The 24,020-nt window shown below is 56.8% G+C and carries 24 protein-coding genes; 13 read left to right on the top strand and 11 right to left on the bottom strand.

The window, feature by feature from the left end; all coding sequences use genetic code 11:
- Positions 1 to 51: 51 nt before the first annotated feature.
- Entirely contained in the window at positions 52 to 309 is a 258-nt protein-coding gene (thiS, locus tag VEG30_03875) for a sulfur carrier protein ThiS (protein ID HXZ79043.1), read from the bottom strand.
- A gap of 145 nt (positions 310 to 454) precedes the next feature.
- Positions 455 to 727 (bottom strand): hypothetical protein, encoded by a 273-nt coding sequence (locus tag VEG30_03870; protein HXZ79042.1) that lies wholly within the window; start codon positions 725 to 727, stop codon positions 455 to 457.
- A gap of 174 nt (positions 728 to 901) precedes the next feature.
- On the opposite strand from VEG30_03870, the gene VEG30_03865 reads away from it, so the two are divergent.
- The 13 genes from VEG30_03865 (at position 902) to VEG30_03805 (ending at position 14,847) form a co-directional block, all read left to right on the top strand.
- Complete coding sequence (locus tag VEG30_03865; protein HXZ79041.1) at positions 902 to 1,411, top strand: NADH-quinone oxidoreductase subunit A; 510 nt, start codon at positions 902 to 904, stop codon at positions 1,409 to 1,411.
- Position 1,412: 1 nt separating this feature from the next.
- Positions 1,413 to 1,910 (top strand): NADH-quinone oxidoreductase subunit C, encoded by a 498-nt coding sequence (locus VEG30_03860; protein HXZ79040.1) that lies wholly within the window; start codon positions 1,413 to 1,415, stop codon positions 1,908 to 1,910.
- Positions 1,911 to 1,912: 2 nt separating this feature from the next.
- Entirely contained in the window at positions 1,913 to 3,118 is a 1,206-nt protein-coding gene (nuoD, locus tag VEG30_03855; GenBank protein HXZ79039.1) for an NADH dehydrogenase (quinone) subunit D, read from the top strand.
- A 4-nt stretch (positions 3,119 to 3,122) separates the two neighbouring features.
- Entirely contained in the window at positions 3,123 to 3,605 is a 483-nt protein-coding gene (locus VEG30_03850; GenBank protein HXZ79038.1) for an NAD(P)H-dependent oxidoreductase subunit E, read from the top strand.
- Between the two features lie 9 nt (positions 3,606 to 3,614).
- Complete coding sequence (gene nuoF / locus VEG30_03845; GenBank protein HXZ79037.1) at positions 3,615 to 4,937, top strand: NADH-quinone oxidoreductase subunit NuoF; 1,323 nt, start codon at positions 3,615 to 3,617, stop codon at positions 4,935 to 4,937.
- A gap of 11 nt (positions 4,938 to 4,948) precedes the next feature.
- On the top strand, positions 4,949 to 5,497 hold the full coding sequence (locus VEG30_03840; GenBank protein ID HXZ79036.1) for a DinB family protein: 549 nt from the start codon (positions 4,949 to 4,951) through the stop codon (positions 5,495 to 5,497).
- A gap of 37 nt (positions 5,498 to 5,534) precedes the next feature.
- The gene (nuoG, locus tag VEG30_03835) at positions 5,535 to 7,919 is read left to right on the top strand and encodes an NADH-quinone oxidoreductase subunit NuoG (GenBank protein HXZ79035.1); all 2,385 of its coding nucleotides are present in this window, start codon (positions 5,535 to 5,537) and stop codon (positions 7,917 to 7,919) included.
- A gap of 90 nt (positions 7,920 to 8,009) precedes the next feature.
- On the top strand, positions 8,010 to 9,059 hold the full coding sequence (gene nuoH, locus VEG30_03830; GenBank protein ID HXZ79034.1) for an NADH-quinone oxidoreductase subunit NuoH: 1,050 nt from the start codon (positions 8,010 to 8,012) through the stop codon (positions 9,057 to 9,059).
- 27 nt (positions 9,060 to 9,086) lie between these two features.
- Positions 9,087 to 9,584, top strand: coding sequence for an NADH-quinone oxidoreductase subunit J (locus tag VEG30_03825; GenBank protein HXZ79033.1), 498 nt, complete (start codon positions 9,087 to 9,089; stop codon positions 9,582 to 9,584).
- Positions 9,584 to 9,886, top strand: a complete 303-nt coding sequence (nuoK, locus tag VEG30_03820) for an NADH-quinone oxidoreductase subunit NuoK (protein HXZ79032.1) — start codon at positions 9,584 to 9,586, stop codon at positions 9,884 to 9,886. Before VEG30_03825 ends, nuoK begins: the two co-directional genes overlap by 1 nt.
- Positions 9,887 to 9,893: 7 nt before the next feature.
- Positions 9,894 to 11,891 (top strand): NADH-quinone oxidoreductase subunit L, encoded by a 1,998-nt coding sequence (nuoL, locus tag VEG30_03815; protein ID HXZ79031.1) that lies wholly within the window; start codon positions 9,894 to 9,896, stop codon positions 11,889 to 11,891.
- The gene (locus VEG30_03810) at positions 11,888 to 13,408 is read left to right on the top strand and encodes an NADH-quinone oxidoreductase subunit M (protein HXZ79030.1); all 1,521 of its coding nucleotides are present in this window, start codon (positions 11,888 to 11,890) and stop codon (positions 13,406 to 13,408) included. Before nuoL (VEG30_03815) ends, VEG30_03810 begins: the two co-directional genes overlap by 4 nt.
- On the top strand, positions 13,405 to 14,847 hold the full coding sequence (locus VEG30_03805; GenBank protein ID HXZ79029.1) for an NADH-quinone oxidoreductase subunit N: 1,443 nt from the start codon (positions 13,405 to 13,407) through the stop codon (positions 14,845 to 14,847). The genes VEG30_03810 and VEG30_03805 overlap by 4 nt, the downstream gene beginning before the upstream one ends.
- A 149-nt stretch (positions 14,848 to 14,996) precedes the next feature.
- Here the strand turns inward: VEG30_03805 and VEG30_03800 are convergent, their stop codons facing one another.
- From VEG30_03800 to nuoL (VEG30_03760), 9 genes are all read right to left on the bottom strand, one after another.
- Positions 14,997 to 15,695, bottom strand: a complete 699-nt coding sequence (locus VEG30_03800; protein ID HXZ79028.1) for a hypothetical protein — start codon at positions 15,693 to 15,695, stop codon at positions 14,997 to 14,999.
- Entirely contained in the window at positions 15,692 to 16,630 is a 939-nt protein-coding gene (locus VEG30_03795; protein ID HXZ79027.1) for an ABC transporter ATP-binding protein, read from the bottom strand. Before VEG30_03795 ends, VEG30_03800 begins: the two co-directional genes overlap by 4 nt.
- A 179-nt stretch (positions 16,631 to 16,809) precedes the next feature.
- A complete protein-coding gene (locus VEG30_03790; GenBank protein ID HXZ79026.1) occupies positions 16,810 to 17,121 on the bottom strand; it encodes an ATP synthase F0 subunit C in 312 nt (103 codons plus the stop codon).
- Between the two features lie 162 nt (positions 17,122 to 17,283).
- Positions 17,284 to 18,015 carry a F0F1 ATP synthase subunit A gene (gene atpB / locus VEG30_03785; GenBank protein HXZ79025.1) on the bottom strand — a complete coding sequence of 244 codons (732 nt, stop codon included), beginning with the start codon at positions 18,013 to 18,015 and terminating at the stop codon, positions 17,284 to 17,286.
- Positions 18,016 to 18,047: 32 nt separating this feature from the next.
- On the bottom strand, positions 18,048 to 18,494 hold the full coding sequence (locus VEG30_03780) for an ATP synthase subunit I (protein ID HXZ79024.1): 447 nt from the start codon (positions 18,492 to 18,494) through the stop codon (positions 18,048 to 18,050).
- Between the two features lie 3 nt (positions 18,495 to 18,497).
- Positions 18,498 to 18,740, bottom strand: a complete 243-nt coding sequence (locus VEG30_03775) for an AtpZ/AtpI family protein (protein HXZ79023.1) — start codon at positions 18,738 to 18,740, stop codon at positions 18,498 to 18,500.
- Between the two features lie 75 nt (positions 18,741 to 18,815).
- A complete protein-coding gene (locus VEG30_03770) occupies positions 18,816 to 20,363 on the bottom strand; it encodes an NADH-quinone oxidoreductase subunit N (protein ID HXZ79022.1) in 1,548 nt (515 codons plus the stop codon).
- Complete coding sequence (locus VEG30_03765) at positions 20,360 to 22,009, bottom strand: NADH-quinone oxidoreductase subunit M (GenBank protein ID HXZ79021.1); 1,650 nt, start codon at positions 22,007 to 22,009, stop codon at positions 20,360 to 20,362. The genes VEG30_03770 and VEG30_03765 overlap by 4 nt, the downstream gene beginning before the upstream one ends.
- A gap of 53 nt (positions 22,010 to 22,062) precedes the next feature.
- The coding region (gene nuoL / locus VEG30_03760; GenBank protein HXZ79020.1) for an NADH-quinone oxidoreductase subunit L at positions 22,063 to 24,020 on the bottom strand (1,958 nt) is incomplete at its 5' end.

The following is a 24,020-nucleotide window of genomic DNA, read 5'->3' as shown; positions in this document are numbered from 1 at the left end:
ATGAGATTCTTGGCGGAGTCGAACCTTGGCGGGTAACGGGGCTGTCAGCAATCAGACGCTGTCATCTAAGTTTCGTTGCGTTCGGCGAGCGGAATCACACGAATCAAAATCCCCTCCGCCCACGAAGTGCACGATCTCCAGTTTGTCCCCCTCGTTCACCTGAATCTCGCTCCAGCGCTGTCGAGGGACCACCTCGCGGTTCAGCTCGATGGCCAAGCGATCGCTCTTCAGTCCGAGGTTCTCCACCAACTCAGAGAGCTTGAGATTCTCCGGAAAATTCTTCTCTTCCCCATTGATCTGGATACGCATCGTGAGCACAGGCCAATACCGCGGAAGTTATCTCCCAACTGCCCTGATGGTAGCAGGCTCGCCCGCCTGGTGCGGCAGCGATGGTTTGGCTGACTGCTGACTGCTGACCGCTGATTGCTGATTACTGACGGCTGACTACTGATTTCTACTTACTCGACGACTCGACCAGCTCCTTCACTCTTCCCCCTCGGATGGTATCTACCACCAGCTTGTGCTGGCCCTTGAGCATCTCCTGCATCTCGCTCTCGGAAAAGTCTGGTCGCTCCACCTGGTCAGCGTAAGATTGCGTTCGCTTGGCGATGCATTGGCCCCGGACGAAAACCTGGGTTTCCAGGACATGTGCGCCGCCCCGCGCTTCACTCTGCACGTGATAAAGCGTCTCGCCGTGCCTGACATCGGTGTTGAAGCCGAAGATCATGAAAGCCTGATATTACAGCCCGGTAAAAATCGCGGCACCCTCGCAAACGCTCGGAAACATTGGATCACCATGTAGTCTGCCGCCCCTGCCGCTCGCTTGACACTTAGGCGAAGCACTAAATATAGTCGAGTGTTTAGGTTGCGCGTTGGGCGCGCATTATATATAGCAGCCTTTATGCCGCACAACTACTTCGCCCGCTACATCCCGTTACTCTTGCAGGCTCTGGTAGCCGCCGCATTGGCGACTGCCTTCATCGTAATGTCCACGCTGATCGGCAAGCACAAGTGGGTGCGAGAGAAATTCGAGCCTTATGAGTGCGGCATTACTCCCACCGGCGGCACCAAGGAACGCTTCACGGTCAAGTTTTACCTTGTCGCGATGCTGTTCATCTTGTTCGACGTCGAAGCCATCTTCCTTTATCCCTGGGCGGTGCTCCTGCGGGAGTTGAAGATGTTCGGCTTCTGGGAGATGTTCATCTACATCCTCATCGTAATGTCCGGTCTTTTCTATGTCTGGAAAAAAGGCGTGCTCGATTGGAATCCGCAGCGCGTTGTACCTACTACGGGCATTCCGGCCTCACCCGATTTCATGCCGGCCCATTTCGAGGCAGCCGTGCGCAAGCTAGCCCCCAACGAACCGTCCGAAGCCCAAGAGGTCACGGGAGGCGGTAGGAGCCGCTCTTGATATGCCTCTGACACCGGCGATTACCGATCTGGACAAATTGAAGGAGAAGCAGGACCTTGCTGCTCTTCTGGAATGGAATCCTTCGGCGGTAGACAGCGCACGCTGGGATCGCAATGAACTCACCATCTGGATCCATCGCGCGCACATCCGGGAGGCCTGCGGGTTTCTTCGTGATCATGCCGTGCTGCGTTTTGACGCGCTCTCCGACCTCACTTGCGTCGACTGGTATCCCTCAGAACCGCGCTTCGAAGTTGTGTACCACCTGTTCTCAAACCCGCGCAAATCGCGCTTGCGCCTCAAGGTAAGGTTGAGCGGCGACGATGCTGGCGTCCCCTCCGTCGTTCCGGTCTGGCCGTCAGCAAATTTCTTCGAGCGTGAAGTGTTCGACTTGTTTGGGATACGTTTCGAAGGCCATCCTTACCTGCGGCGGCTCCTGATGCCGGAGGACTGGCAAGGGCATCCAATGCGTAAGGACTATCCTGTTGAGGGTTATCGCTAGGCATGGCCCATCTGACGCAAACCCCCGTCCTGGAACCCGGCGCCGATCGCACCATGATCCTCAACATGGGGCCGCAGCACCCTTCCACCCACGGCGTGCTACGGCTGGTGCTGGAGATCGATGGTGAGAGCGTTGTCCGGATCATGCCGGACATCGGCTACCTGCATACCGGGATCGAGAAGACCTGCGAGGCCAAGTTCTATCAGCAGGTGGTGGTGCTGACCGACCGCATCGACTACCTCTGCCCGATGACCAACAATCTCTGCTACGTGCTGGCGGTCGAGAAGTTGCTCGGCCTCGATATCCCGCCGCGCGCGCAGTGGCTGCGCGTGATGTTGAATGAACTGACGCGCATCAACTCCCACCTGGTCTGGCTCGGCTCGCACGCGCTCGACATCGGCGCCATGTCGGTCTTCCTCTATTGTTTTCGCGAGCGCGAAGACATCCTTCGTATGTTCGAAATGGTGTCTGGCCAGCGCATGATGACCTCCTACTTTCGCGTCGGCGGGTTGTCCCTGGACATCCCGCTCGGCTTTCTCGAAAAGGTCAAGGCATTTGCCGATATCTTCCCCGGCCGTGTCGATGAATATGAAGGCTTGCTGACGGGCAATCCTATCTGGCTGGAGCGCACCAAGGGAGTAGCGTACCTGTCAGCTGAAGATGGAATTGCGCTGGGCGCAACTGGACCCACCTTGCGCGCCAGCGGCGTCGACACCGACCTGCGCCGCGACCAGCCATATTCCAGCTACGAAAAATTTCAGTTTAAGGTCCCCTTGTCCAAAGACGGCGACGTTTTTGCCCGTTATCTGGTGCGTGTGCAGGAAATGCGCGAGTCCATTGCTATCGTCAAGCAGACTCTGGAAGGACTGCCGGAGGGGCCGATCAAGGCCGACGCTCCAAAAGTAGTTCTCCCCGAACGCGAGAAGATGAAGACCCAGATGGAGTCGCTCATCTATCACTTCAAAATTGTCACTGAGGGATTTGCGGTTCCGGCTGGCGAAGTCTATCAGTGTGTTGAATCGCCACGCGGCGAGATGGGGTACTACGTTGTCAGCGATGGCACGGCTAAGCCGTATCGTGTGCACATGCGCTCGGCGTGCCTGGCCAACCTTCAAGCCCTGCCCAGGATGTGCGAAGGCAGGCTGATTGCCGATGTAGTGGCAGCCATCGGCAGTATCGACATTGTGCTGGGAGAGATTGACCGCTAAAGAAATGAAATTTTCCGACGAACTCGAAACTCGCTTTGCCGAAATGGCAAAGCATTACCCGACGAAGCGTTCTCCTCTCGTCCCGCTGCTCTTGTACGCGCAAGACGAAGTCGGATATCTATCGGACGAAGTTATCTCCGAGTTCGCCCGCCGCCTGGAGCTCACCGAACTCGAAGTGCGCAACGTCATCAGCTATTACTCCATGCTGACCACCAAGCCGCGCGGCAAATACAACGTGCAGGTCTGCACCAACATCAGTTGCCTGCTGTGCGGCGGCGAAGAAATTCTTGATCACTGCAAGAAGAAGCTGGGTATTGGGCACAAGATGAGCACGCCCGACGGCCTGTTTTTCCTGGAAGAAGTGGAATGTATCGGGGCATGCAGCTGGGCTCCAGCCATGCAGGTCAACTACGACTTTCATGAGAATCTCACGCCCCAAAAAGTCGATCTCGTGTTAGATGAGATCGCCCAAAAACACCGGCGATAATCGCGACAAATGGCTGACCTCGTTTCCCATCCCGATGAAGTAAAGGTAGTCTCCAAGCGCTTCGGAAAGGGCGCGCCAGACGTCGACCGTTACCTGGAGCTGGGTGGCTACCGGGCCGTGCAAAAGGCATTGGCCATGCAGCCCGATGACATCATCAATGTTGTCAAGGCTTCCAACCTTCGTGGCCGCGGTGGAGCTGGCTTCAATACGGGGATGAAGTGGTCGTTCGTTCCGAAGCAGTCCCCCAAGGCCAAATATGTTCTGTGCAACGGCGACGAAAGCGAGCCCGCGACCTGCAAGGACCGGCTGATCCTCGAGCATGATCCTCATGAAGTAATTGAGGGAGTAATGATCGCTGCCCTGTCCGTACAGGCTCATACCGGATATATCTATATTCGTGGGGAGTATCGTTACCTTTCGGTGATCATGCAGAAGGCCATCGCCGATGCCTACCGCAAGGGTTTCCTGGGAAAAAACATTTTCGGCAGCGGTTATGACTTCGATGTTTATTGGCACGGCGGTGCGGGCGCTTACGAAGTCGGAGAAGAATCGGCGCTCATGGAGTCGCTGGAAGGCAAGCGCGGCATCCCTCGCATTCGGCCTCCCTTCCCTGCTGTTGTCGGCCTGTGGGGAGGGCCGACGATCATCAATAACGTGGAGACGCTGGCCAGCGTCCCCGAGATCATCCTGAATGGCGCCGAGTGGTACGCGAACCTGGGCACACCCAAGAACGGTGGCACACGCCTCTTCTGCCTCAGCGGGCATGTGAATCGGCCGGGCGTATACGAGCTGCCTCTCGGATACAACCTGATGAAGATGATTTACGACGTCGGTGGCGGAATCCCCAATGGCGCCAAGCTGAAAGCAGTGATGCCGGGTGGATCTTCCACTCCGGTACTTAGTGCCGAGGAGTGCGATGTGGGCATGGATTTCGATGCTCTGATGAAGGCGGGCTCGATGCTGGGCTCGGGCGGCGTGGTTGTCATCGACGACAAAGCCTGCATGGTCAAATTCGCACAGCGCATCATGAAGTTCTATCAGCACGAGAGCTGCGGCTGGTGTATTCCCTGCCGCGAAGGAACGGACTGGCTGAAGAAAACGCTGGACCGTTTCCACGCCGGGGGCGGCGTTCGCCGCGACATCGACAACATCCGTTACCTTTCCGAAAACATGTTGGGCCGGACTTTCTGTCCCCTGGGGGATGCCGCCGCCATGCCGACCATCTCCATCGTGCAGAAGTTTCGCCAGGAATTTGAAGACCACCTGGACGGCAAGCCCTGCCCGTTTGAGCCCCAAGGCGCGGTCCAGATGCTGCCCGTATTGACGCATTGAGTAGGTTACCGATGAATATCTTCACCGAGACTGAACGACAAGATCTGCTGAGCTGCTTGCACATCGGACGCGACACATTCCTCAAGGCCGTGGCAGGATTGAGCGAGGAGCAATGCTCGGTCCGCTCTACACCTGAGTGCTGGACGATCCGCGAGTGCGTCGAGCACGTCGCCTCCGTAGAAAAATTGATGTTTCGCGCTTTGGAAAAAGCTCCTGTGACCGGAGCATACGCAAATCCGTCGCGCGATCAGTCCATCCGGCACAGCATGCTGGACCGCAAGCAGAAGCTAATGGCTCCAGAAATTTCGCGGCCCTCCGCAAGGTTCTCTCGCACGGACGAGGCCATCGACTTCTTCAAACAGAACCGTGAGCAAGTGATCGCCTTTGTAGAGCGGAACCAGGATGATCTCCGGCAACGCTCACTTGATCACCCCCTGCTCGGTCCGATCGACGGCTATCAGGCTCTGCTGGTGCTTGCGCTGCATCCCCAGCGTCACGCCGAGCAGATCGAAGAGATCAAGGCGTGCTCAGGCTTCCGCCGGTTGGTGGCGGCGTCATAGCAGATGTCAGAAGAGTCGTTGAAAATGGAATCCCTGAATGGCAGACGTGAACATAACGGTTGATGGCAAGAAGGTAACGGCTCCCCCAGGAACGCTACTCATCGAAGCGTGTAAGAGCGTTGGCATCGAAGTGCCTTCTTTCTGTTACTACCCTGGTCTTTCGCTGCAGGGCGCATGCCGTATGTGCCTGGTGAAAGTCGAAAAGATGCCCAAGTTGCAGACCGCTTGCACCACGGTCGTCACGGAAGGAATGACAGTAGTCACCGACAGCGACGAAGTCCGCCAGGCTCGTAAGGGGATGGTCGAGCTTCTTTTGGGCAATCATCCTCTCGACTGCCCGGTGTGCGATGCCGGCGGCGAATGCGAACTGCAGGACATGACGTTCAGCTACGGCGCTGCCGAGAGCAAATTCATCGAGCTCAAGAATCACCGCGATGAGCAGGAGTGGTCGCCGGTGGTTTACTTTGATCGGCCCCGCTGCATTCTGTGTTATCGCTGCATACGCATCTGCGGCGAGGGCATGGACGTCTGGGCCCTGGGCGTTCAGCAGCGCGGCGTCAGTTCTATCATTGCCCCCAACCAGGGCGACCATCTGGAATGTGAAGAGTGCGGGATGTGCATCGATATCTGTCCCGTCGGTGCCCTGACCTCCGGCGCCTACCGTTATAAGACGCGCCCCTGGGAGATGAACCATGTCGGCACCATCTGCACCCATTGCGCCGATGGCTGCAAAACGACCCTGGGCATTCGACGCTCCGACAGCGGCATGGAGATTGTACGCGGCGATAATCGCGATAAGAGCGGAATCAATGGCGACTTCCTCTGTATTAAGGGCCGCTATGCCTTCGATTTCGTGCACAACGGCCAGAGGATCACGCAACCGCTGATCAAGAAGAATGGTCGGCTCGAACCGGCAACCTGGGAAGAAGCAGTTGACCTGGTTGGGCGCGAACTGAAATCTGCGCGGGACACGCACGGTGGCGCTGCCATTGGCGTGATTGGCTCCACTCGTACCACCAACGAGGAGAGCTATCTGCTGCAGAAGTTTGCCCGTCTCGTGCTCGGTACAAACAACATCGATCATCACCGCACCGCTGACTATCCCGCTTTCGTGAAGGCACTTGCCGGCCGGAAGAATGCTACTGCCGGCATGCGTGATGTCTTTTCTGCCCCCGCCATTCTGCTCATTGGCAGCGATCCAACAAACCAGCATCCCCTGCTGGCTTGGCAAATCCGTACCAATGTCCGCCTGAACCGCGCACGTCTATACGTGGTTAACTCCAAGCCCGTCAAGCTGCATCGCCAGGCAACTGTGTTTGCGCAGGTTTCCGAAGACAATGGCGATGCAGACTTCATCAGCTTCCTGGGGAGTGATTCGGCGGCTTCAGACACACTGGGCGTCCAGGGTACAACTCCACAAGCTCTCGCGGATTTGCGCTCCAAATTGAAAGGCGAGCAGCAACTCATCGTGGTGTTTGGTTCTGAATTGCGCGACCACAGCATCGCCGAACTGGCACGGGCGCTGCCGCAGGCGCGATTTGTTTGCCTGGGTGATTACGCCAATTCGCGCGGCGCCGCCGACATGGGTCTTTATCCCGACCTGCTTCCGGGCTACATCCCAATAAGCGAGGTCGGCAGTCTGCCCTCTTCGCTTCGGAACGAGTGGTTCGCACGTGTGTCACCGTCTGCCGGCCTCAATCTGCGGCAAATGTTCGCGGCTGCGGGCCAGGGCACTCTGAAGGCGCTTTATGTTGTGGGAAGCAATCCGATTTCCCGCTACCAACTCGACCCGTTCTCGCTCTCACGGACATTTGTTGTTGTCCAGGATATGTTCCTGACTGAAACGGCAGCGATGGCCAACGTAGTCCTTCCTGCAGCCAACGCTTACGAGAAGTCTGGCACCTTCACCAATACCTGTGGCGATCTGCAGCTGTTGCGCAAGGCAGGAGACGTAACCACAGTAAAGAACGATTTTGAGATCATCGTGCGGATCGCAGGCGCGATGGGATCCAATGTACGCGAGTTAGTGCCCTTCGGGCGCGCCTTGAAAGCGGATATGGGACAATCGCGAGGTGCTCAGTCGGGAGAGGCCGACCGGCACGAAGTCTGGCTCATAGCGCATGGAATTGAGCCCAAACTTAGCCCCTTCGATCCGACGGCCATGCTGGATGAAATTCAGCGGCTGGTTCCAGGTTACGACGTCTCTCGTCTCAACCTGATGGCTGGAAATGACGAGCACACAACTTTGCCCGACGGCCCCTGGGTGCATGCGATTCCCAGTCATCCAGAATTGATTGTCCCTGCCGAGGACACGCTATTCACCTCCGGCACTTTGGGACGCTATTCAAAAACCTTGAACTCTGTAATCGAAAACCCGCTCCGCCAGGTTCCGGCGGACAAGAATGAAGTGGCAGCCGACTAGGCCGTACCTGCAGTTCAAGTAATCAGCCCAGAGGACGCGCAGTTTTCATTCCAGCGATGCGCTGTCTTCTTACGATTGGGAACAAAGACTGTGCCGACCGGAAACCTGGATACGACGACCTTTGTTATTGCCTCGATCATCAAGATCGTACTGTTCCTTCTCGTCCTCCTGACTACTGTCGCATACACCACCTGGCTGGAACGCAAGCTGGTGGGACACATCCAGAACCGCTGGGGGCCAAAGCGGGTGGGCCCTTTTGGGCTGCTGCAGCCGCTCGCCGACGGCCTGAAGTTCATCTTTAAGGAGGACCTGACTCCTCCGTACGTTCACAAGTACTTATATTTGTTGGCGCCGTTCCTTTCGCTGACGCTGTCGCTGATTGCCATCTCGCTGATTCCCATTGGTGGCTGGATCACGGTCGCCGGCGTGCACACGGCTGTACAGATCACCGACGTCAATATTGCCTTGTTGATCATTCTGGGCATAACCTCCATCGGAGTTTATGGCGTGGCCCTGGCAGGCTGGTCCTCCAATAGCAAGTATTCATTGCTGGGCTCGCTTCGCGCCAGCGCACAGATGATCAGCTACGAAGTGGCGCTCGGGCTTTCGCTCATCGGCGTGCTGATCCTGGCTGGCTCCTTTAGCCTGCGCGAAATCGTAGACTCACAAGCTGGAACATGGTTCGGTTTCATTCCCAAGTGGAATATCTTCCTGCAGCCGGTGGCGTTTCTGATTTACTTGACGGCGGCATTCGCCGAGACCAACCGCATCCCCTTCGATTTGCCAGAAGCCGAAAGTGAACTCGTAGCGGGGTATCACACCGAGTACAGCTCCATGAAGTTCGCCATGTTCTTTATGGCAGAGTACGCCAACATGGTCACCGTCGCTTGCCTCGCCTCCGTGCTATTTCTGGGGGGATGGACTGGCCCGGTGTTTGGCCCAGCCTGGCTGCAGGGACTGTTGCCGGTGATCTGGTTCCTGATACGGGTTGCGTTTTTCCTTTTCTTTTATATTTGGGTTCGCGGCACGTTGCCGCGTTTCCGCTACGACCAGCTGATGGGGTTAGCCTGGAAGTTCTTATTGCCGTTGGCAGTGGCAAACATCGTGGTCACCGGGCTGATTGTGGCCCTGCGGTCCTGAGGTAAGCGCGAAGTAAGAAGGATAGAGATGCTTCATCTCACCTTATTCACCATATTCGGGGTCGTCTGCGTTGCTGGTGCGGTCAATCTGGTGGCTCAGCGCCATCCCATCAACAGCGCGCTTTCCCTCATCGTAGTAATGGGCTCACTGGCAGTCGAATTTCTGCTGCTGGGGGCGGAGTTCGTAGCTGCTGTGCAGGTCATTATTTACGCCGGCGCAGTGATGGTGCTGTTCGTTTTTGTCATCATGCTGCTGAATGCCGGCGAAGAGGAGCATACCCGCGGCAGCCGCGTCGCTTTGCTTTTCGGCGTACCGGGCATGCTGATCGGCAGCGTTTTGGTTGCCTGGGAGTTGGTTCGCAGTACTCCCGGAACCGAAGCCGCTGGCGTCGGCGCGCTCTATGGTTCGGCGAAGACAATCGGCCGTCTGTTGTTCAACCAATTCCTCCTGCCATTTGAAATTACTTCAGTCCTGATTCTCATCGCCATTATGGGAGCCGTAGTACTGGCCCGGAGGGAAAGCTGATGGTCCCGCTTTCTTACTATCTTTTGTTAAGTGGCATCCTGTTCGCCTGCGGCGTTTTGGGATTCCTGATCAAGCGCAACATCATCACCATTTTCATGTCGATCGAGTTGATGTTGAACGGTGTCAATCTCTCTTTCGTCGCCTTTGCTACCTATTGGAAAGCGTTGAGTGGTCAAGTATTTGTCTTTTTCGTGATGGTGGTAGCGGCAGCGGAAACGGCTGTCGGACTGGCAATCATCATTTCTGTCTTCCGCACGCGAGAGACTCTGAATCCCGACCGTGTGAATTTGCTCAAGCTATAGCTAATTTATGCCTACGAATTTACATCTATGGCTTATCCCGCTATTGCCGCTGACCGGCGGAACTGTCAATGGCCTGCTGGGTCGCCGCTTGCCCAAAGCTGCAGTCACTGCGATCGGTCTTTTGTTTGTGGCGGTCTCGATGCTGGTTACCTGGTGGGTGGCATGGCAGTTCTTTCAGCTTCCTGCCAGCGCAATTCCGCACATCGAGTCCTACGGCACTTGGTTGAAGGCAGGAAGTTTCTCCGCAGAGTACGGTTTGCAATTGGACCAACTATCCCTGGTGATGGCGCTGGTCGTGACCGGGGTCGGCTTCTTGATTCACATCTACTCGGTCGGTTACATGGCCGAAGATGGCGGATACTATCGCTTCTTTTCTTACCTGAACCTCTTCATGTTCTTCATGCTTACGCTGGTCTTGGCGAACAATTACTTGCTGATGTTCGTGGGATGGGAAGGCGTGGGACTGGCGTCGTATTTGCTGATCGGTTTCTATTTCCTTCGCGATACTGCCCCCTCGGCCGGCAAGAAAGCGTTCATCGTCAACCGCGTGGGTGATTTCGGATTTCTGATCGCTCTCTTCTTGCTCATCCAGCACTTCGGTTCCCTGCGCTACACAGATGTATTCCAGCAGGTCGCAAAGCTTCCAGCCGAGACCGCGGGCGCGGGACTATTGACCGCAGTTGGGCTGTTGATGCTCCTGGGGGCCACCGGCAAGTCGGCGCAGATTCCTCTCTATGTATGGCTTCCTGATGCGATGGAAGGCCCCACGCCGGTTTCCGCTCTGATTCACGCCGCCACCATGGTGACCGCCGGGATCTACATGGTCTCGCGATCTCATGCCATCTTCGATCGCTCGCCGCATGCGCTGATGGCTGTCGCCATGATTGGCACGCTCACCGCATTCTTTGCTGCGACCATTGGCATCACGCAATTCGACATCAAGCGCGTGCTCGCTTATTCGACGATCTCCCAACTCGGCTACATGTTCGCTGCCTGCGGTGTCGCGGCCTATGCTGCCGGCATGTTCCACCTCGTTACCCATGCTTTCTTCAAGGCTCTGCTCTTTTTGGGAGCAGGTTCTGTGATTCACGCGATTGGCGGCGAGCAGGACATGCGGAAGATGGGCGGGCTGCGCAAGTATGCTCCGGTGACTTTCTGGAGCATGACAATGGCCACCCTGGCGATCGCCGGAACTCCCCTGTTCAGCGGCTTCTTCAGCAAGGACATGATTCTGTTCAAAACCTGGACCAGTCCTTTCGGTTCGAAGGTCTATTGGGCAGTCTTGTGGTTCACTGCATTTCTCACCGCGTTCTACATGTTCCGCCTGTGGTTTCTTACATTCTTCGGCGAATATCGTGGCGAGACTGGTGGCGGCCAGGGTTCGAACCACCACGCCCACGGCGGCCATCCGCATGAGAGTCCCAGAGTGATGCTGATTCCGCTGATCATCCTGGCAGTGCTAGCAGTGATTGGCGGATGGATCGGAACGCCGGGCAACGACCGCATTGGCAATTTCCTGGCCCCGGTTTTCTCCGCCTATTCCGAGGGCTTGCCGGCAGCTGCAGTCTCTGGCGAAGTCGCCCCAGCGGGCGCTCACGAATCCGATCACGGGCTGGAACTGACACTTACAGTGGCGGCCAGTGCTGCCGGAATACTTGGCTTCCTGCTCGCGTGGTATCTCTACTATCGGCGCCGCGACCTGCCGGCAAAGATCGCCGAGGGCCTGAACGGCCTCTACGACTTGGTGTTTCATAAATATTACGTGGACGAACTCTATGCAGCCGCCATCGTGTGGCCGATCGTAGAAGGTTCCCGCACTCTGCTATGGAGGACCATTGATGCTGGTTTGATCGATGGCACCGTGAACGAGAGCGCCAGGGCCGCCAAGGAAACCTCCGACGTGGTGCGGCAAATGCAGTCTGGAAATCTCCGCTCGTATGCAGGCTGGGTGGCAGCCGGAGCGGCGGCGGTGATCGCCTTCATGATTTGGATAGGCGTTAGATGAATACTGAGATCATCAATCCGTTCATTCTCAGCCTGGTCGTTTTCGTGCCCGCGGGCGGCGCTCTCCTGTTGATACTCTTCCCGCGCCGAGACCGCGACATACGGCTGTTCGCGCTGGTGGTTTCGCTGCTGACTTTCATCCTGTCGCTGCATCTACCCTTGCACTACGCCAATGGTGCCGCGGGCTTTCAGTTTGAAATCGACCACGCCTGGATCAGCACTCCCAATATTCACTACCACCTCGGCATCGATGGCGTTTCCATCTGGCTGGTTGTGCTCACTACCTTCCTCACGCCGCTTTGCGTTCTGATGTCCTGGAAGTCGATACACGAGCGCGTCAAAGAATTCTTCATCCTGTTCCTGCTGATGGAGACTGCGCTGATTGGGGTTTTCGTTTCTCTGGATCTGTTCCTCTTCTACTTCTTCTGGGAAGCAGGACTGATTCCCATGGCGCTCGTCATCGGGATCTACGGACACGATCGGCGCATCTATGCTGCAGTGAAATTCTTTCTGTACACCATGATCGCCTCCATGTTCATGCTTGCCGCCATTCTTTGGCTCTATGCACGAACCGGCAGTTTCGATTTCGTGGTGATCCATCAGGCATTGTCGACTGGCAATCTCAATATCGGGAGCGCGGGACAATGGCTTTTCCTCGGTTTCTTCATCGCTTTCGCCGTTAAAGTGCCGCTGTTCCCGTTGCACACCTGGCTCCCAGACGCGCACGTGGAAGCACCTACGGCCGGTTCCGTCATGCTTGCCGGTGTTCTGCTGAAAATGGGCACCTACGGTATGCTGCGCTTTAACCTGGGACTCTTCCCCGAGCTAGCACACCGCAATGCACCTTGGATTGTTACCCTTGCGATCATTGGCATCATCTACGGCGCACTTGTGGCCATGGTGCAACCCAACCTCAAGAAACTTGTCGCTTATTCCTCGGTGAGCCATTTGGGATTTGTCGTTCTCGGTATCTTTACCTTCACCACCATCGGGCTGGTGGGTGCAAATTTCGTGATGCTGGCACATGGAGTTTCCACCGGAGCACTCTTTACCCTTTGTGGAATGCTTTACGACCGCCGCCATACCTACGAGATCAGCGAGTATGGAGGCATCGCGACTCCCATGCCCGTTTACTCGACTTTCTTCCTCATAATTACGCTGGCTTCCATTGGTTTGCCGCTGATGAATGGATTCGTAGGCGAATTCCTGGTGCTGACGGGCGCATTCAAGGCTCGGGCACTGTATGGAATCGTCGCTGCCACAGGCGTTATCTGGTCGTCCTGTTACATGCTCTGGATGTACCAGCGGGTCTTCTACGGAGCCGTGCACAATCCCGCCAATCAAGCGCTTCCCGATCTCGACACGCGTGAGAAGGTGACCATGTGGCCGCTCGCCCTCGCAGCCCTGGTGATGGGCATCTTCCCGCTGTTATGGACACGAGCCATCGATCCCTCGGTCCAGTCAATTCTCGGCAACGCGCCGCAATATGCCAGCGAAGTGGTGGGAGAGCATAAATGACCATTACCATTCCCACCGCCGATTACCTCCGCATTCTGCCTGAGCTGTTGCTTATTGTGTTTGGCATGCTGGTCATGATCGTCGATCCGCTGCTGGACGAAAGCGGGGATCGGAAGCCTGTCGGAATTCTGGCCCTCATTGGCGCAATCCTTGCCACGGCAGCCAGTGCTTTTGGAGCCGGCTACACCGGATTCGGCTTCGACGGCATGATTCGTGTCGACACGTTCAGCATCTTCTTTCATGTGCTCATCGGGATCATCTCCATTGTGGTGATCCTCGCATCCTTCGAGTACATGCAGGTGCAGCAACTCCGAAGCGGCGAATACTACGGCCTTATCCTCCTGGGGACCGTGGGCATGATGCTCATGTCCTCCGCAGTCGAGTTGGTACTGGTATTCATCGCTCTGGAAATCTCCTCCATTTCCACCTATATTTTGGCGGGCTTTCGCCGTAGGGTGGCCATTAGCGTTGAATCCTCTTTGAAATATTTCCTGCTGGGCTCGTTCGCAACCGCATTTTTCCTGTACGGAGTGGCGCTGATGTTCGGCGCCACGGGTTCCACCAGCGTGTACGTGATCGCCAACACTCTACGCAGCGGACCCTCCACGCTTGCCTATGCCGGAATGGCGATGATGTTCGTGGGCCTCGGCTTCAAGGTAGCCTCTGCCCCTTTTCACATCTGGACGCCGGATGTGTATGAAGGAGCTCCGGCGCCGGTTGTGGCCTTGATGTCCACCGGACCAAAAGCTGCAGCGTTCGCCGTGTTGCTGCGCGTTTTGTTCGGCTCGTCCGCCCCAGGCTGGTTCTGGCTCATCTGGGCGTCAGCCATTCTCTCGATGACCATCGGGAACCTGGGCGCGTTGGTGCAAAACAATGTGAAGCGCCTGCTAGCCTATTCTTCCATCGCCCACGCCGGATATCTGCTGGTTGCGTTCGCGGCAGCCAAAGAAATCGGGATTTCCGCTGCCATTTTCTACACCGCCGCCTATGCAGCAATGAACGTGGGCGCTTTTGTAGTGATCAGCCATTTCGCCAACCTCGGCGAGCGCTACGTGACCATTGATGACTATTCCGGCCTGGGCCGGCGCGCACCCGCTATGGCTGCCATACTCACGGTGTTTCTGCTCTCGCTGATTGGGATTCCGATCACTGGAGGGTTTCTCGCCAAGTTCTACGTCTTTCAGGCAGCCATGCAATCACATCTGGTTGGGCTCACGATCATCGGCGTGATTAACAGCGCCATTGCCTCCTACTACTATCTGCGCGTGATGGTCTACATGTATATGCGTGAACCCAAAAGCGAGGTTCCGTGCACTCCAATGGCCCCCGCGTTGGTTGTCTCGCTGATTGCCTGCCTGGTGGCAACAATATATCTGGGAGTATTTCCTAATCGGGTGTTGCAGTACGCACTGCAGTCCGCCCACGAATTGGTGAAGTAGAACCCAGCGTCTGCTCAACGACCGCCGCGCTCTCTGACGAGCCCCACCTCTCGGCGTTGTCATTATGAGGTCGCCGCAAGCGACCGGGCGATCTGCAGTTCAGTTCTCAAGCGGCTCGCTTGCTGAAAGCCTGGCAGTCGCCGTCCGCCTCAATCCACCGCCACCGCGATGTCCCTGTGCGCGAAGACCCAGCACGCGACCATCCACACGACCGCGGCCTCCACAACCGCTCCCAGCAGAGCGCTCCCGGATACCTGCCATCCACTATCAAATGAAAACTCCATGATTGAGGACATCAGCGGGTACGCTGGCAAAACCAGTTCGCGCAGGGGAAACGAATTGCGAACTGCACTCGAAGCCGCCAAAAGCGCACTCGCCGCCACCACGGCCAGAATCGGATTGAGGAACGTGGAGAACAGGAGTGATGCCGTTCCTGCCAGAAGGCAGGCGGCAAGAACAGCAGCCATCAGCTCCAGCAGCGATACGAGGCTGCTACGCCCGAATATCCATGCGCCTGTGAACAGCATTACTAGGCAACAGCCCGCCGCAATACCAGCGAACGTCAGCACGATTCCCAGGAGATATTCGCTGCGAGAAACGCTCTTCGATAGCACCGCCAGAATTCGCCGCGAGCTTCGTTCGCTCTGGATTACCGACGCTGCCAGAAACGCCGTGAACCCGATCACATACACCATCGCCAACTTGTACAGGTACAGCGCCTCTTCTAATGACTGCGAGGCTTCCTGTTTCGCCAAGCCCCCACTCAGCGCCACCCATGCCAGCAACGCGATCGTTGGCCACCGATTCTGGCGAATGAAGCTCCAAGCCAGCAGTCCGGCGGCCCTCATGACGTGTCCTCATTCGATGAGCCCTTGCCCGACTCAGCGGGCTGTGCTCCCGTCAGTACCAGAAAGACATCCTCCAATGACCCTTTTCGCGGGTTCACTCGAAGAACCTCTCCACCCGCGCTCCAGATTTTTTCCAGCGCCGCCCTCTGCTGATCCCGCCTAACTGTGAACACAACATTACCGTCATTCATTGCCGCACCCGTAACCGCGCTGGCGGAAATCCCCCTCGCTACGACTTCAAACTCCTCGGAAGACTCCAACAGTTCCGATGTCCTCCCCAATCGGATCAGGCGGCCCTTATGCAGGATCGCTACACGATCACAAATCAGCTCGATTTCCGATAGCAGATGGGAACTGAGAAAAACAGTCTTGCCCCCCCGCTTCTGTTGTAGCAAAAGATCACGCACAGCCACCCGGCCCCCTGGATCGAGCGCTGAAGTCGGTTCGTCGAGCAGCAGTAGGTCCGGGGCATTGACCAGTGCCTGCGCCAGTCCTAGGCGCTGCAGCATGCCGCGGGAAAGCCTGCCCGCATTTCGGTTGGCAACATCGTTGAGCTGCAAGAGGTCGATAACTTCCTTCACGCGAGATGCCAGCTCAGGATCGCGGAGCCCGTTCAATGCGCCGTAAAAGCGCAACAGATCGCGCGCCGACCGATGATAGAAAGCAACATTTTCCGCGAGAAACCCTACGCGGCGGCGGGTCCGCGCGTCACCAAAGGGCTGCCCCAGCGCCCTCCCGTTGCCTTTCGTTGGCCGCATGAAGCCTAGGGCAAGATGCATGGCAGTGGTTTTCCCTGCGCCATTTGGGCCGAGAAAGCCCAGAATCTCCCCAGTCTCAACTGTCAGTGAGAAATCATCCAGGGCGAGCAGACGCTTTCGCCCGGACCAGGAACGGTATTCCTTCGTGATCTCCTGGTATTGGAGAGCGGCTGGCACAGAGCATTATATGCGGCGCCTAGGACGTAAGTGCGAGACTCTGGCGGCGGAGCCGGCGCTCCGTTGGCGAGGACGTGCGTTCCCACGAGGCCCGAGTTACAAGGAAGTTCAGCGCCCCACCTTACTGGTGCGGAGATGGGGCGCTCAACAGGAAATCAAAATGCCAGGTGATGCCGGAACTACCGCACTACCTTCACGAAGATGATCACCAGCGTGAAGAGCACCAGCGACTCAATAAAGGCCAGGCCAAGAATCAGTGCTAGCTGAATTCCCGGGCGGGCGGAAGGATTCCGCGCCATTCCCTCGCACGCCGAGGATGCTACCCGCGATTGCCCGAGCGCAGCCAGTGCTACGGCCAGCGCCATGGCAAATCCAGAGGTAATGGCAACCCAGTTGGGGGCGCCCGCTGCTTCCCCGCCCTGCGCATACGCCGGAGCGGTTACCACCAGCATTGCCGCTATCGTCAAGCACAACGTCATCAATCTACGCATTTTGGTTTCTCCTCATGAATTGTGGCCAGTGGGTGGTTGACGTCATCCTCGTACAGACGCCCTCACGCTGACACACGATGATTCCTTGGTCCCTTAAAGTCCCTGCCTGCGATAGTCGCCATATGCCGACCTGAGCCCGCGATGAAAGATTGCTGCAAAGCTTCAGTGCTCGTGGGCCGTCGCCTCGGCGAGATACACCATCGCCAGCAACACAAAAATGTAGGTCTGAATAAAGGAAACGCCGAGGTGCAAGCCCATAAAAATCAGCGGCACTCCCAGAGGCACGAGCGAAAAGAAAACCAGCGTCACCATGTCGCCGGCAAACATGTTGGCAAAAAGACGGATGGTGAGCGACATGATGCGTGCCAGGTGGCTAAAGACCTCGATGGGGAACATCAGCGGCGCCAGCCACCATACCGGTCCGGCAAAATGCTTGAAGTATCCGAGGCCGTTGGCCCGAAGCCCCTGCACGTGATAATAAAACCATGTCACCAGCGCGCAGCCCAGGGGCACTGAGGGAAATGCCGTTGGGGACTCCAGGCTGGGAATCAGTCCGATCAGATTGCAGCTCAGGATGTACATCCCCAAGGCGATCAAGTAGCCAGTGTATTTCTCCGCGCCGTGGCCAATGATCTCGTTCGCCTGACCGTTTACAAACCCATGAATCCCTTCCAGCACATGTTGCAGTGCCGATGGCTGATCCACCGAGAGCCGGCTCCGCACGACAATAAAGAACAGAATCAGCAGGATGACTACCAGAATCTGCACTGCAACAAAATCCGGGATGGGCCGAGCGGGATCGTGTACTTGAATTCCCAGCGCGTGCAGCAATGCCGTGACTGGACCTGCCAGCAGCCGGTTGAGCAGAATAGTGAACGGGAGTTCTGCGTGCATTCAGATGTCCGGAGAAACGGCTTATGTCGAGACTAAAGCCCGCGATGCAAAGCCACGAAAGCCTCATATCCGGCTTCCAGCATCATCGCCGCGACTGGCAGGCACAGTCCCGCCAGGAGTCCGTACAGGGCTGAAGACCAACCGATCAAGATAACATAGGCCGCTAGTCCGATCAAAAAGTAACGCAGCAGGAAGCGTGCCACGATCGTGCCACCACGGTCGCGGCGAGGCGCGCTGATCACGCGATCTGCAAGGCCGCGAATGACTGCGGTAAGCCAGTGGAAATTCAGCCAGGAAAGCGCAATTCCCAGCAGGAAGCCTAAGGCAGACGCGCTCCCAAAACGCAGCCAGCAAGGAATAATGAGTACCATTCCAACCAACAGGATCAACCTAAGAATGCGATCCGGCGCGCCCCCGTAAAAGCGTTCTGCGGCGTCTTGCGGCAAGCTGGACGGATCGGGTTGGGAAGCTTCCGTCATCCATTACTTCTCATGCTCATCCCGCGAAGCCGACGTAACCATGCGGATCATCTGCACAAAACCGACAATCGCTCCAAAGACGATGCCGGCGATCATCAGCCAGTGAGTGTGCAGCCACCAGTCAAGCGCCTTGCCTAGAAACAGCCCGAGGATGACCGCCGCCGGAATGATGAAGCCGATCTCCGAATATCGCGCCACCTGAACGACAAAGCTGCGCTCCTTCGGCTGATCTTCAGGCTTGGGCATGGCAAGAGGTTAGCAGATTTGGACCACACGTGCGGATGGACGTCTCGTCCGTCCAAGTCGACGCGCAGCGTCGACTCACCGGAAAAGGCTGGCGATCGCATTGGCCTGCGGCGTATTTAGTGACCAATTCGCTGCGCGCAAGAACAACTCCGGGAAGATTCCAATGAAGACCGTGGCAGCGCCGGTGATCAGCAATGCCAGCCGCAGACCCGGGCTCATGGAAACCGGTTCCGTGTCGGCCGCCGGTCGCATGAAGATGGCGCTCGCGATGCGCATGTAATAGTACAACCCTAAAACCGCATAGAGCACCGCCAGTGAGGCCAGCAGGTAGTGTCCCGATTCGATCAGCGAGAGAAAGATGAAGTATTTGCCCCAAAATCCCGCCATGGGCGGTATTCCTGAGAGCGAAAGCAGAAAGAGCAGCATCAGCATTGCTTCCGTGGGTGCACGCGAGATCAAGCCGGCGATGTCATCAATCTCATCGCCAATGACGTCGCGGCGGCGCAGTGAAGTAATCACCGCGAAGGCACCCAGGTTCATGAATGTGTACACCAGCAGGTAAACCAGAATGCCTTTGATCCCGGTTGTGCTCGCGGTTGTCGCGGTGCCGGCAATCAATCCGAGAAGCATATAGCCGACATGCGCGATCGAAGAGTACGCCAGCAGCCGCTTCAGATTGGTTTGCGCGAGCGCCGCCAGGTTGCCGCCAGTCATTGTGGCAATTGCGACAAACACCAGTAAAGGCACGTATGTCGGTCGCAACGGATAGATCATGAACAGGAAGATGCGCAGTAACATCGCCCAAGCTGCTGACTTCACTGCCACGGACATGAAACCCGTAATACTGGTCGGTGCACCTTCATACGCATCCGGCGCCCACTGATGAAACGGCACGGCAGCAATTTTGAACAACAAGCCTGTGGCTGTGGCTAGCAAAGCAAGAATCACTACCGGATCATGCGGGTTGTTGCGCACCTGATCTTCCAGCTTCTGCGCAATCGTTCGCACGTTCGTGCTGCCAGCGAGACCGTAAAACAGAGAAAGCCCATAGGCGAAGATCCCCGAGGAAAATGCGCCCAGAAGCAGATATTTGAGCGCAGCTTCATTGGAACGCTGATCCCGCCGCAGAAATCCCACCAGCACGTAAGTCGAGATCGCCATCAACTCCAAGCCGATAAACAGAAGCACGATGTCATAACCCGCGGCCATGCACATCATGCCCACTACGGAAAACAGAACCAGCGCATAGAACTCGCCATGGTTCTCGCGCTCGATCTCGAGGTAGCGCACTCCCATCAGAATGGCAATCGCCGCGCCCGCCAGGAATAGATAAAAGAAGTAAACGGCAAAACGATCCACAATGAGCGAGTCCCCGAAGCCCAGAAAAGCGGCTGCAGGCTGGCCGCGGGAGTCGGCAATCCGGTAAGCGAGTTGAATCTTCCATACCCCACCGGCAGAGAACAGAATACCGGCGAGCGCTAGCCAGACGTTGGCGTGCTTCCATTCCGCCGGCAGCATCAGGTCGATCAGCAGGATTCCCAGCGCAAACAGCGACAGCATGATCATGGGAAGCGACAGCAGGTAGTCCGCGCTGGTGAAGTACTGCTGGATCGCACTACTCATCGGCGATTCCCTTCCTGCGGTGTTGGTGAAACTTTAGCCGTAGCAATGTCCGAGGATTGGGAAATAACTGTAGGCGGAGCCTGCCTTGAGGGGGCGGTTATCCCTGCCCCACTTGTACTGGCCATGACGGGCCGGCGTTGATCCGGCCGAACCGTCATCACCAGATTGCTCACCGGTTTGTCGAGGATCTGGAAAAACGGCTTGGGATACAGACCAATCCAAAAGGCGGCTATCAGCAGCGGCGCAAAGCAAAGAACTTCGCGAGGAGTCAAATCCTTTAAATGTTCATTCTTCGGGTTATTCACCTTACCAAAGAAAACGCGCTGATAAAGCCACAGCAGGTAGGCTGCCGCTAGCACGACTCCCGGAACCGCCCAGGCAGCCCACGCCTTGCTCTCAAGAAACGCCCCCTGCAGGATGGTGAACTCGCCAATGAAGCCGTTGAGCAGCGGCAAGCCCATCGACGAAAGAAACATGATCATTGTGATAGTGGCATACACCGGCATTACGTTGGAAATGCCGCCGTATTCTGAAATCTCCCGCGTGTGGCGCCGTTCGTAGAGGATACCCACGATCAAGAACAGTGCCCCGGTGGAGATTCCGTGATTAATCTGCTGCAGCACAGATCCGCTGAGCCCCGCCTGATTCAGTGCAAAGATTCCCAGGGTACAGAAGCCCAGGTGGCTCACCGACGAGTACGCCACAAGTTTCTTCATATCCTTCTGCATCAGTGACACCAGTGCTCCATACACGATGCCCACAATGGATAAGAAGATCAGCCAGCCGCGCACCTTGGGATCCATGACCACCTGCGGGAAAAATGGCAGCGAGAAGCGGATGAAACCGTATGTTCCCATCTTCAGCAGGACGCCGGCCAGGATTACCGAACCGGCAGTGGGCGCTTCGACGTGAGCGTCGGGCAGCCAGGTGTGAAACGGGAACATCGGAACCTTAATGGCAAACCCGACAAAGAATGCCAGGAAGAGCCAGATGGCGTACCTGAAGTCGATTTGTGGCGCCGTGGTGTAAAGATCCGGGATGTGGAAGGTGTACACGCCGGTCACGGTGTGGTGATGGAAATACAAGAACAAGATTGCCAGTAACATCAGCACCGAACCTAGCAGCGTGTAGAGGAAAAACTTGATTGCCGCGTAGAGCTTGCGCGGGCCGCCCCAGATGCCAATCAGCAGGTACATTGGCACCAGCATGGCTTCCCAGAAGACAAAGAACAGGAAGAAATCCAGGGCCATGAAGACCCCGAGCATTCCCGTCTGCAATACAAGAAACCAGGCGTAGTATTCCTTCACTCGATCTTCGATCGCCGTCCAGGAGGAGAGAATCGAAATCCACCCCAGAAGAGTGGTCAGCATGATCAGCAGGAATGAGATGCCGTCGATGCCGAGCACATAGCCAGCCCCGATGGAAGGAATCCAGTTGTTCCTGGCGCCTTCCACAAACTTCCAGCCGGGCTCGAACCGCTGCGCCCAGAACCACGGCACCAGCGGAAGCGAAACGAGCAGACCGGCAAGCGCGAACAGGTTCGCCACCCAGCGAATGGCGTCCTTGTTTTCTTTAGGGAGGAATAAAACAACAAAGGCGCCCACCAGGGGCGTGAAGAGAATGACCGAGAGAATGTGGTTATACATGTCAGTTGCCAGCTATGATTTCATTCCTGCTCGAGCGTCTTTTGCAGCGCAGCTTAGCGCAGCGCGTAATACCAGATAAAGCCCACCAGTCCGAGCACCATCACCAGCGCATACCACTGCACCAGTCCCCACTGCAGCAGGCGGACTGGAATCGCCAGAGCGCGGGTGATGATAGCTGTTCCGTTTACCAACAAGCCGTCGATGATCCACGTGTCCCACCACTTGGAAAAGTTTGCCGCAAGTCGTGTAATCCAGCCCGCACCATTCACTGTTCCGTCAATCACGTCGGCATCGAACTTTGCTGAAGCTATTCCCAGTCCCATCGCGCCCAGCCGTATTTCCCCGCCAATGGGCCGGCGTCCGGTAAATACGTAGTCATATGCTTCGTCCACGTAATACTTGTTCAGCAGAGTGTCATAGACTGGGGGGGATGCAGCTTTGATGGGCTCGACGTAATCCCTTTCCGCTTTGTCGTAGGCGCGGTACGCCAGGTACCAACCTAAGCCCGCCGCCGTAAGCGAGAGAAACATCAATAAATACTCAGCGGGGGTGGTGTGCTCTTCTTCGTTGACTCCGGCCGCCAGTTGCCCAGCCTCGCCCTCGGCGCGGAACTCCTCGGCTTCGGGTGCGAACACCGGTTCGAGAAATTTTTCAAAGCGATTGGTGTGAGCGTGGATTCCTACCACCGCCGCCAGGCTGCGTGGGAAGCCCAGGAATCCGGCAAACACCGAACAGACTGCCAGAATAATCAGTGGCACTGTCATCGTCGGCGGCGATTCATGGATGTGATGCTCCACCTCCTGGCTCATGCGCGGCTTGCCGTAAAAGGTCAGATAGACCAGGCGGAACATGTAAAAAGCCGTCATGATCGCGGTGATGTAGCCAATGCCCCACAGCCAGCGGTAGGCGCCAGCTTCCCGGGACCATGTCTGCCAAAGAATCTCGTCCTTGGAGAAAAAGCCAGCAAAGGGAAAAATGCCGGCGATGGCCAGCGTAGCAATCAGCATCGTGCCCCAGGTTCGAGGAATCTTTGCTCGCAGCGCGCCCATGTTGCGTAGGTCTTGCTCCCCGCTGAGCGCATGAATCACTGAGCCCGCGCCCAAGAACAATAGGGCTTTGAAAAATGCATGCGTAAACACGTGGAATACGCCCGCCGCAAACGCCCCTACCCCGAGCGCGAGAAACATGTATCCGAGTTGGGAGACAGTGGAGTAGGCCAGAACACGCTTGATGTCATTCTGCACCAAACCGATGGAAGCCGCGAATATGGCCGTTAGAGCGCCTACAATCGCCACCACCTTCATCGATTCCGGCGCCAGCGTGAACAGCGCATTGGAGCGTGCAACCATGTAAACCCCGGCCGTCACCATGGTCGCAGCGTGGATCAGCGCCGAGACTGGTGTTGGACCTTCCATCGCGTCCGGTAGCCAGACATACAGAGGTAGCTGCGCTGATTTGCCGCAGGCGCCACCGAACAACAGCAGCGTCATCGCTACAATCCATGGATCACCCGTCTGGAAAACTCCACTGCGGGCAATGGCGTTCACCTCGGTAAAGCGGTAGGTTCCGAAGTACCAGAACATCGTGAACATGCCCAACAGGAATGACGCGTCGCCGACGCGGTTCACGATGAACGCTTTGTTGGCGGCTGTCGACGCGGAATGCCGCTGGAAGTAAAAACCAATCAGCAGGTACGAGCACAGCCCCACGCCCTCCCAGCCGACAAACAACAATGCGTAATTGTTGCCGAGGATGAGCGTCAGCATGGAGAACATGAACAGGTTCAGGTACCCGAAGAATCGGTAATAGCCACCCTCGTGGGCCATGTACCCGATCGAGTAGATGTGGATCAGCATGCCCACACCGGTCACGAACAGCAGCCAGATCGCAGACAGGGGATCGAGCAGAAAACCCGCTTCCGCCCTGAAATCGGCGAAGCCATTGCGCACCGGCAGCTTGAACATTCCAGTGTCGCTGCCTAGCCAGGTATAGAGGACCTTTTGATAGGGCG

The organism is Terriglobales bacterium, from assembly GCA_035624455.1.
GTDB lineage: Bacteria > Acidobacteriota > Terriglobia > Terriglobales > Acidobacteriaceae > DASPRM01.
The sequence above is the reverse complement of the archived record's forward strand: the minus strand, read 5'-3'. Positions and strand labels throughout refer to the sequence as shown.

Bases quoted from the DNA above. Each gene is read 5' to 3' on its own strand.
- nuoF (HXZ79037.1), top strand. From the start codon at position 3,615: ATGGCTGACCTCGTTTCCCATCCCGATGAAGTAAAGGTAGTCTCCAAG.
- thiS (HXZ79043.1), bottom strand. From the start codon at position 309: ATGCGTATCCAGATCAATGGGGAAGAGAAGAATTTTCCGGAGAATCTC.
- VEG30_03840 (HXZ79036.1), top strand. From the start codon at position 4,949: ATGAATATCTTCACCGAGACTGAACGACAAGATCTGCTGAGCTGCTTG.
- VEG30_03780 (HXZ79024.1), bottom strand. From the start codon at position 18,494: ATGACGGAAGCTTCCCAACCCGATCCGTCCAGCTTGCCGCAAGACGCC.
- nuoG (HXZ79035.1), top strand. From the start codon at position 5,535: ATGGCAGACGTGAACATAACGGTTGATGGCAAGAAGGTAACGGCTCCC.
- VEG30_03850 (HXZ79038.1), top strand. From the start codon at position 3,123: ATGAAATTTTCCGACGAACTCGAAACTCGCTTTGCCGAAATGGCAAAG.
- VEG30_03860 (HXZ79040.1), top strand. From the start codon at position 1,413: ATGCCTCTGACACCGGCGATTACCGATCTGGACAAATTGAAGGAGAAG.
- VEG30_03765 (HXZ79021.1), bottom strand. From the start codon at position 22,009: ATGTATAACCACATTCTCTCGGTCATTCTCTTCACGCCCCTGGTGGGC.
- VEG30_03790 (HXZ79026.1), bottom strand. From the start codon at position 17,121: ATGCGTAGATTGATGACGTTGTGCTTGACGATAGCGGCAATGCTGGTG.
- VEG30_03810 (HXZ79030.1), top strand. From the start codon at position 11,888: ATGAATACTGAGATCATCAATCCGTTCATTCTCAGCCTGGTCGTTTTC.
- nuoL (HXZ79031.1), top strand. From the start codon at position 9,894: ATGCCTACGAATTTACATCTATGGCTTATCCCGCTATTGCCGCTGACC.
- atpB (HXZ79025.1), bottom strand. From the start codon at position 18,015: ATGCACGCAGAACTCCCGTTCACTATTCTGCTCAACCGGCTGCTGGCA.
- VEG30_03805 (HXZ79029.1), top strand. From the start codon at position 13,405: ATGACCATTACCATTCCCACCGCCGATTACCTCCGCATTCTGCCTGAG.
- VEG30_03825 (HXZ79033.1), top strand. From the start codon at position 9,087: ATGCTTCATCTCACCTTATTCACCATATTCGGGGTCGTCTGCGTTGCT.
- VEG30_03770 (HXZ79022.1), bottom strand. From the start codon at position 20,363: ATGAGTAGTGCGATCCAGCAGTACTTCACCAGCGCGGACTACCTGCTG.
- VEG30_03865 (HXZ79041.1), top strand. From the start codon at position 902: ATGCCGCACAACTACTTCGCCCGCTACATCCCGTTACTCTTGCAGGCT.
- nuoD (HXZ79039.1), top strand. From the start codon at position 1,913: ATGGCCCATCTGACGCAAACCCCCGTCCTGGAACCCGGCGCCGATCGC.
- VEG30_03870 (HXZ79042.1), bottom strand. From the start codon at position 727: ATGATCTTCGGCTTCAACACCGATGTCAGGCACGGCGAGACGCTTTAT.
- VEG30_03775 (HXZ79023.1), bottom strand. From the start codon at position 18,740: ATGCCCAAGCCTGAAGATCAGCCGAAGGAGCGCAGCTTTGTCGTTCAG.
- nuoK (HXZ79032.1), top strand. From the start codon at position 9,584: ATGGTCCCGCTTTCTTACTATCTTTTGTTAAGTGGCATCCTGTTCGCC.
- VEG30_03800 (HXZ79028.1), bottom strand. From the start codon at position 15,695: ATGAGGGCCGCCGGACTGCTGGCTTGGAGCTTCATTCGCCAGAATCGG.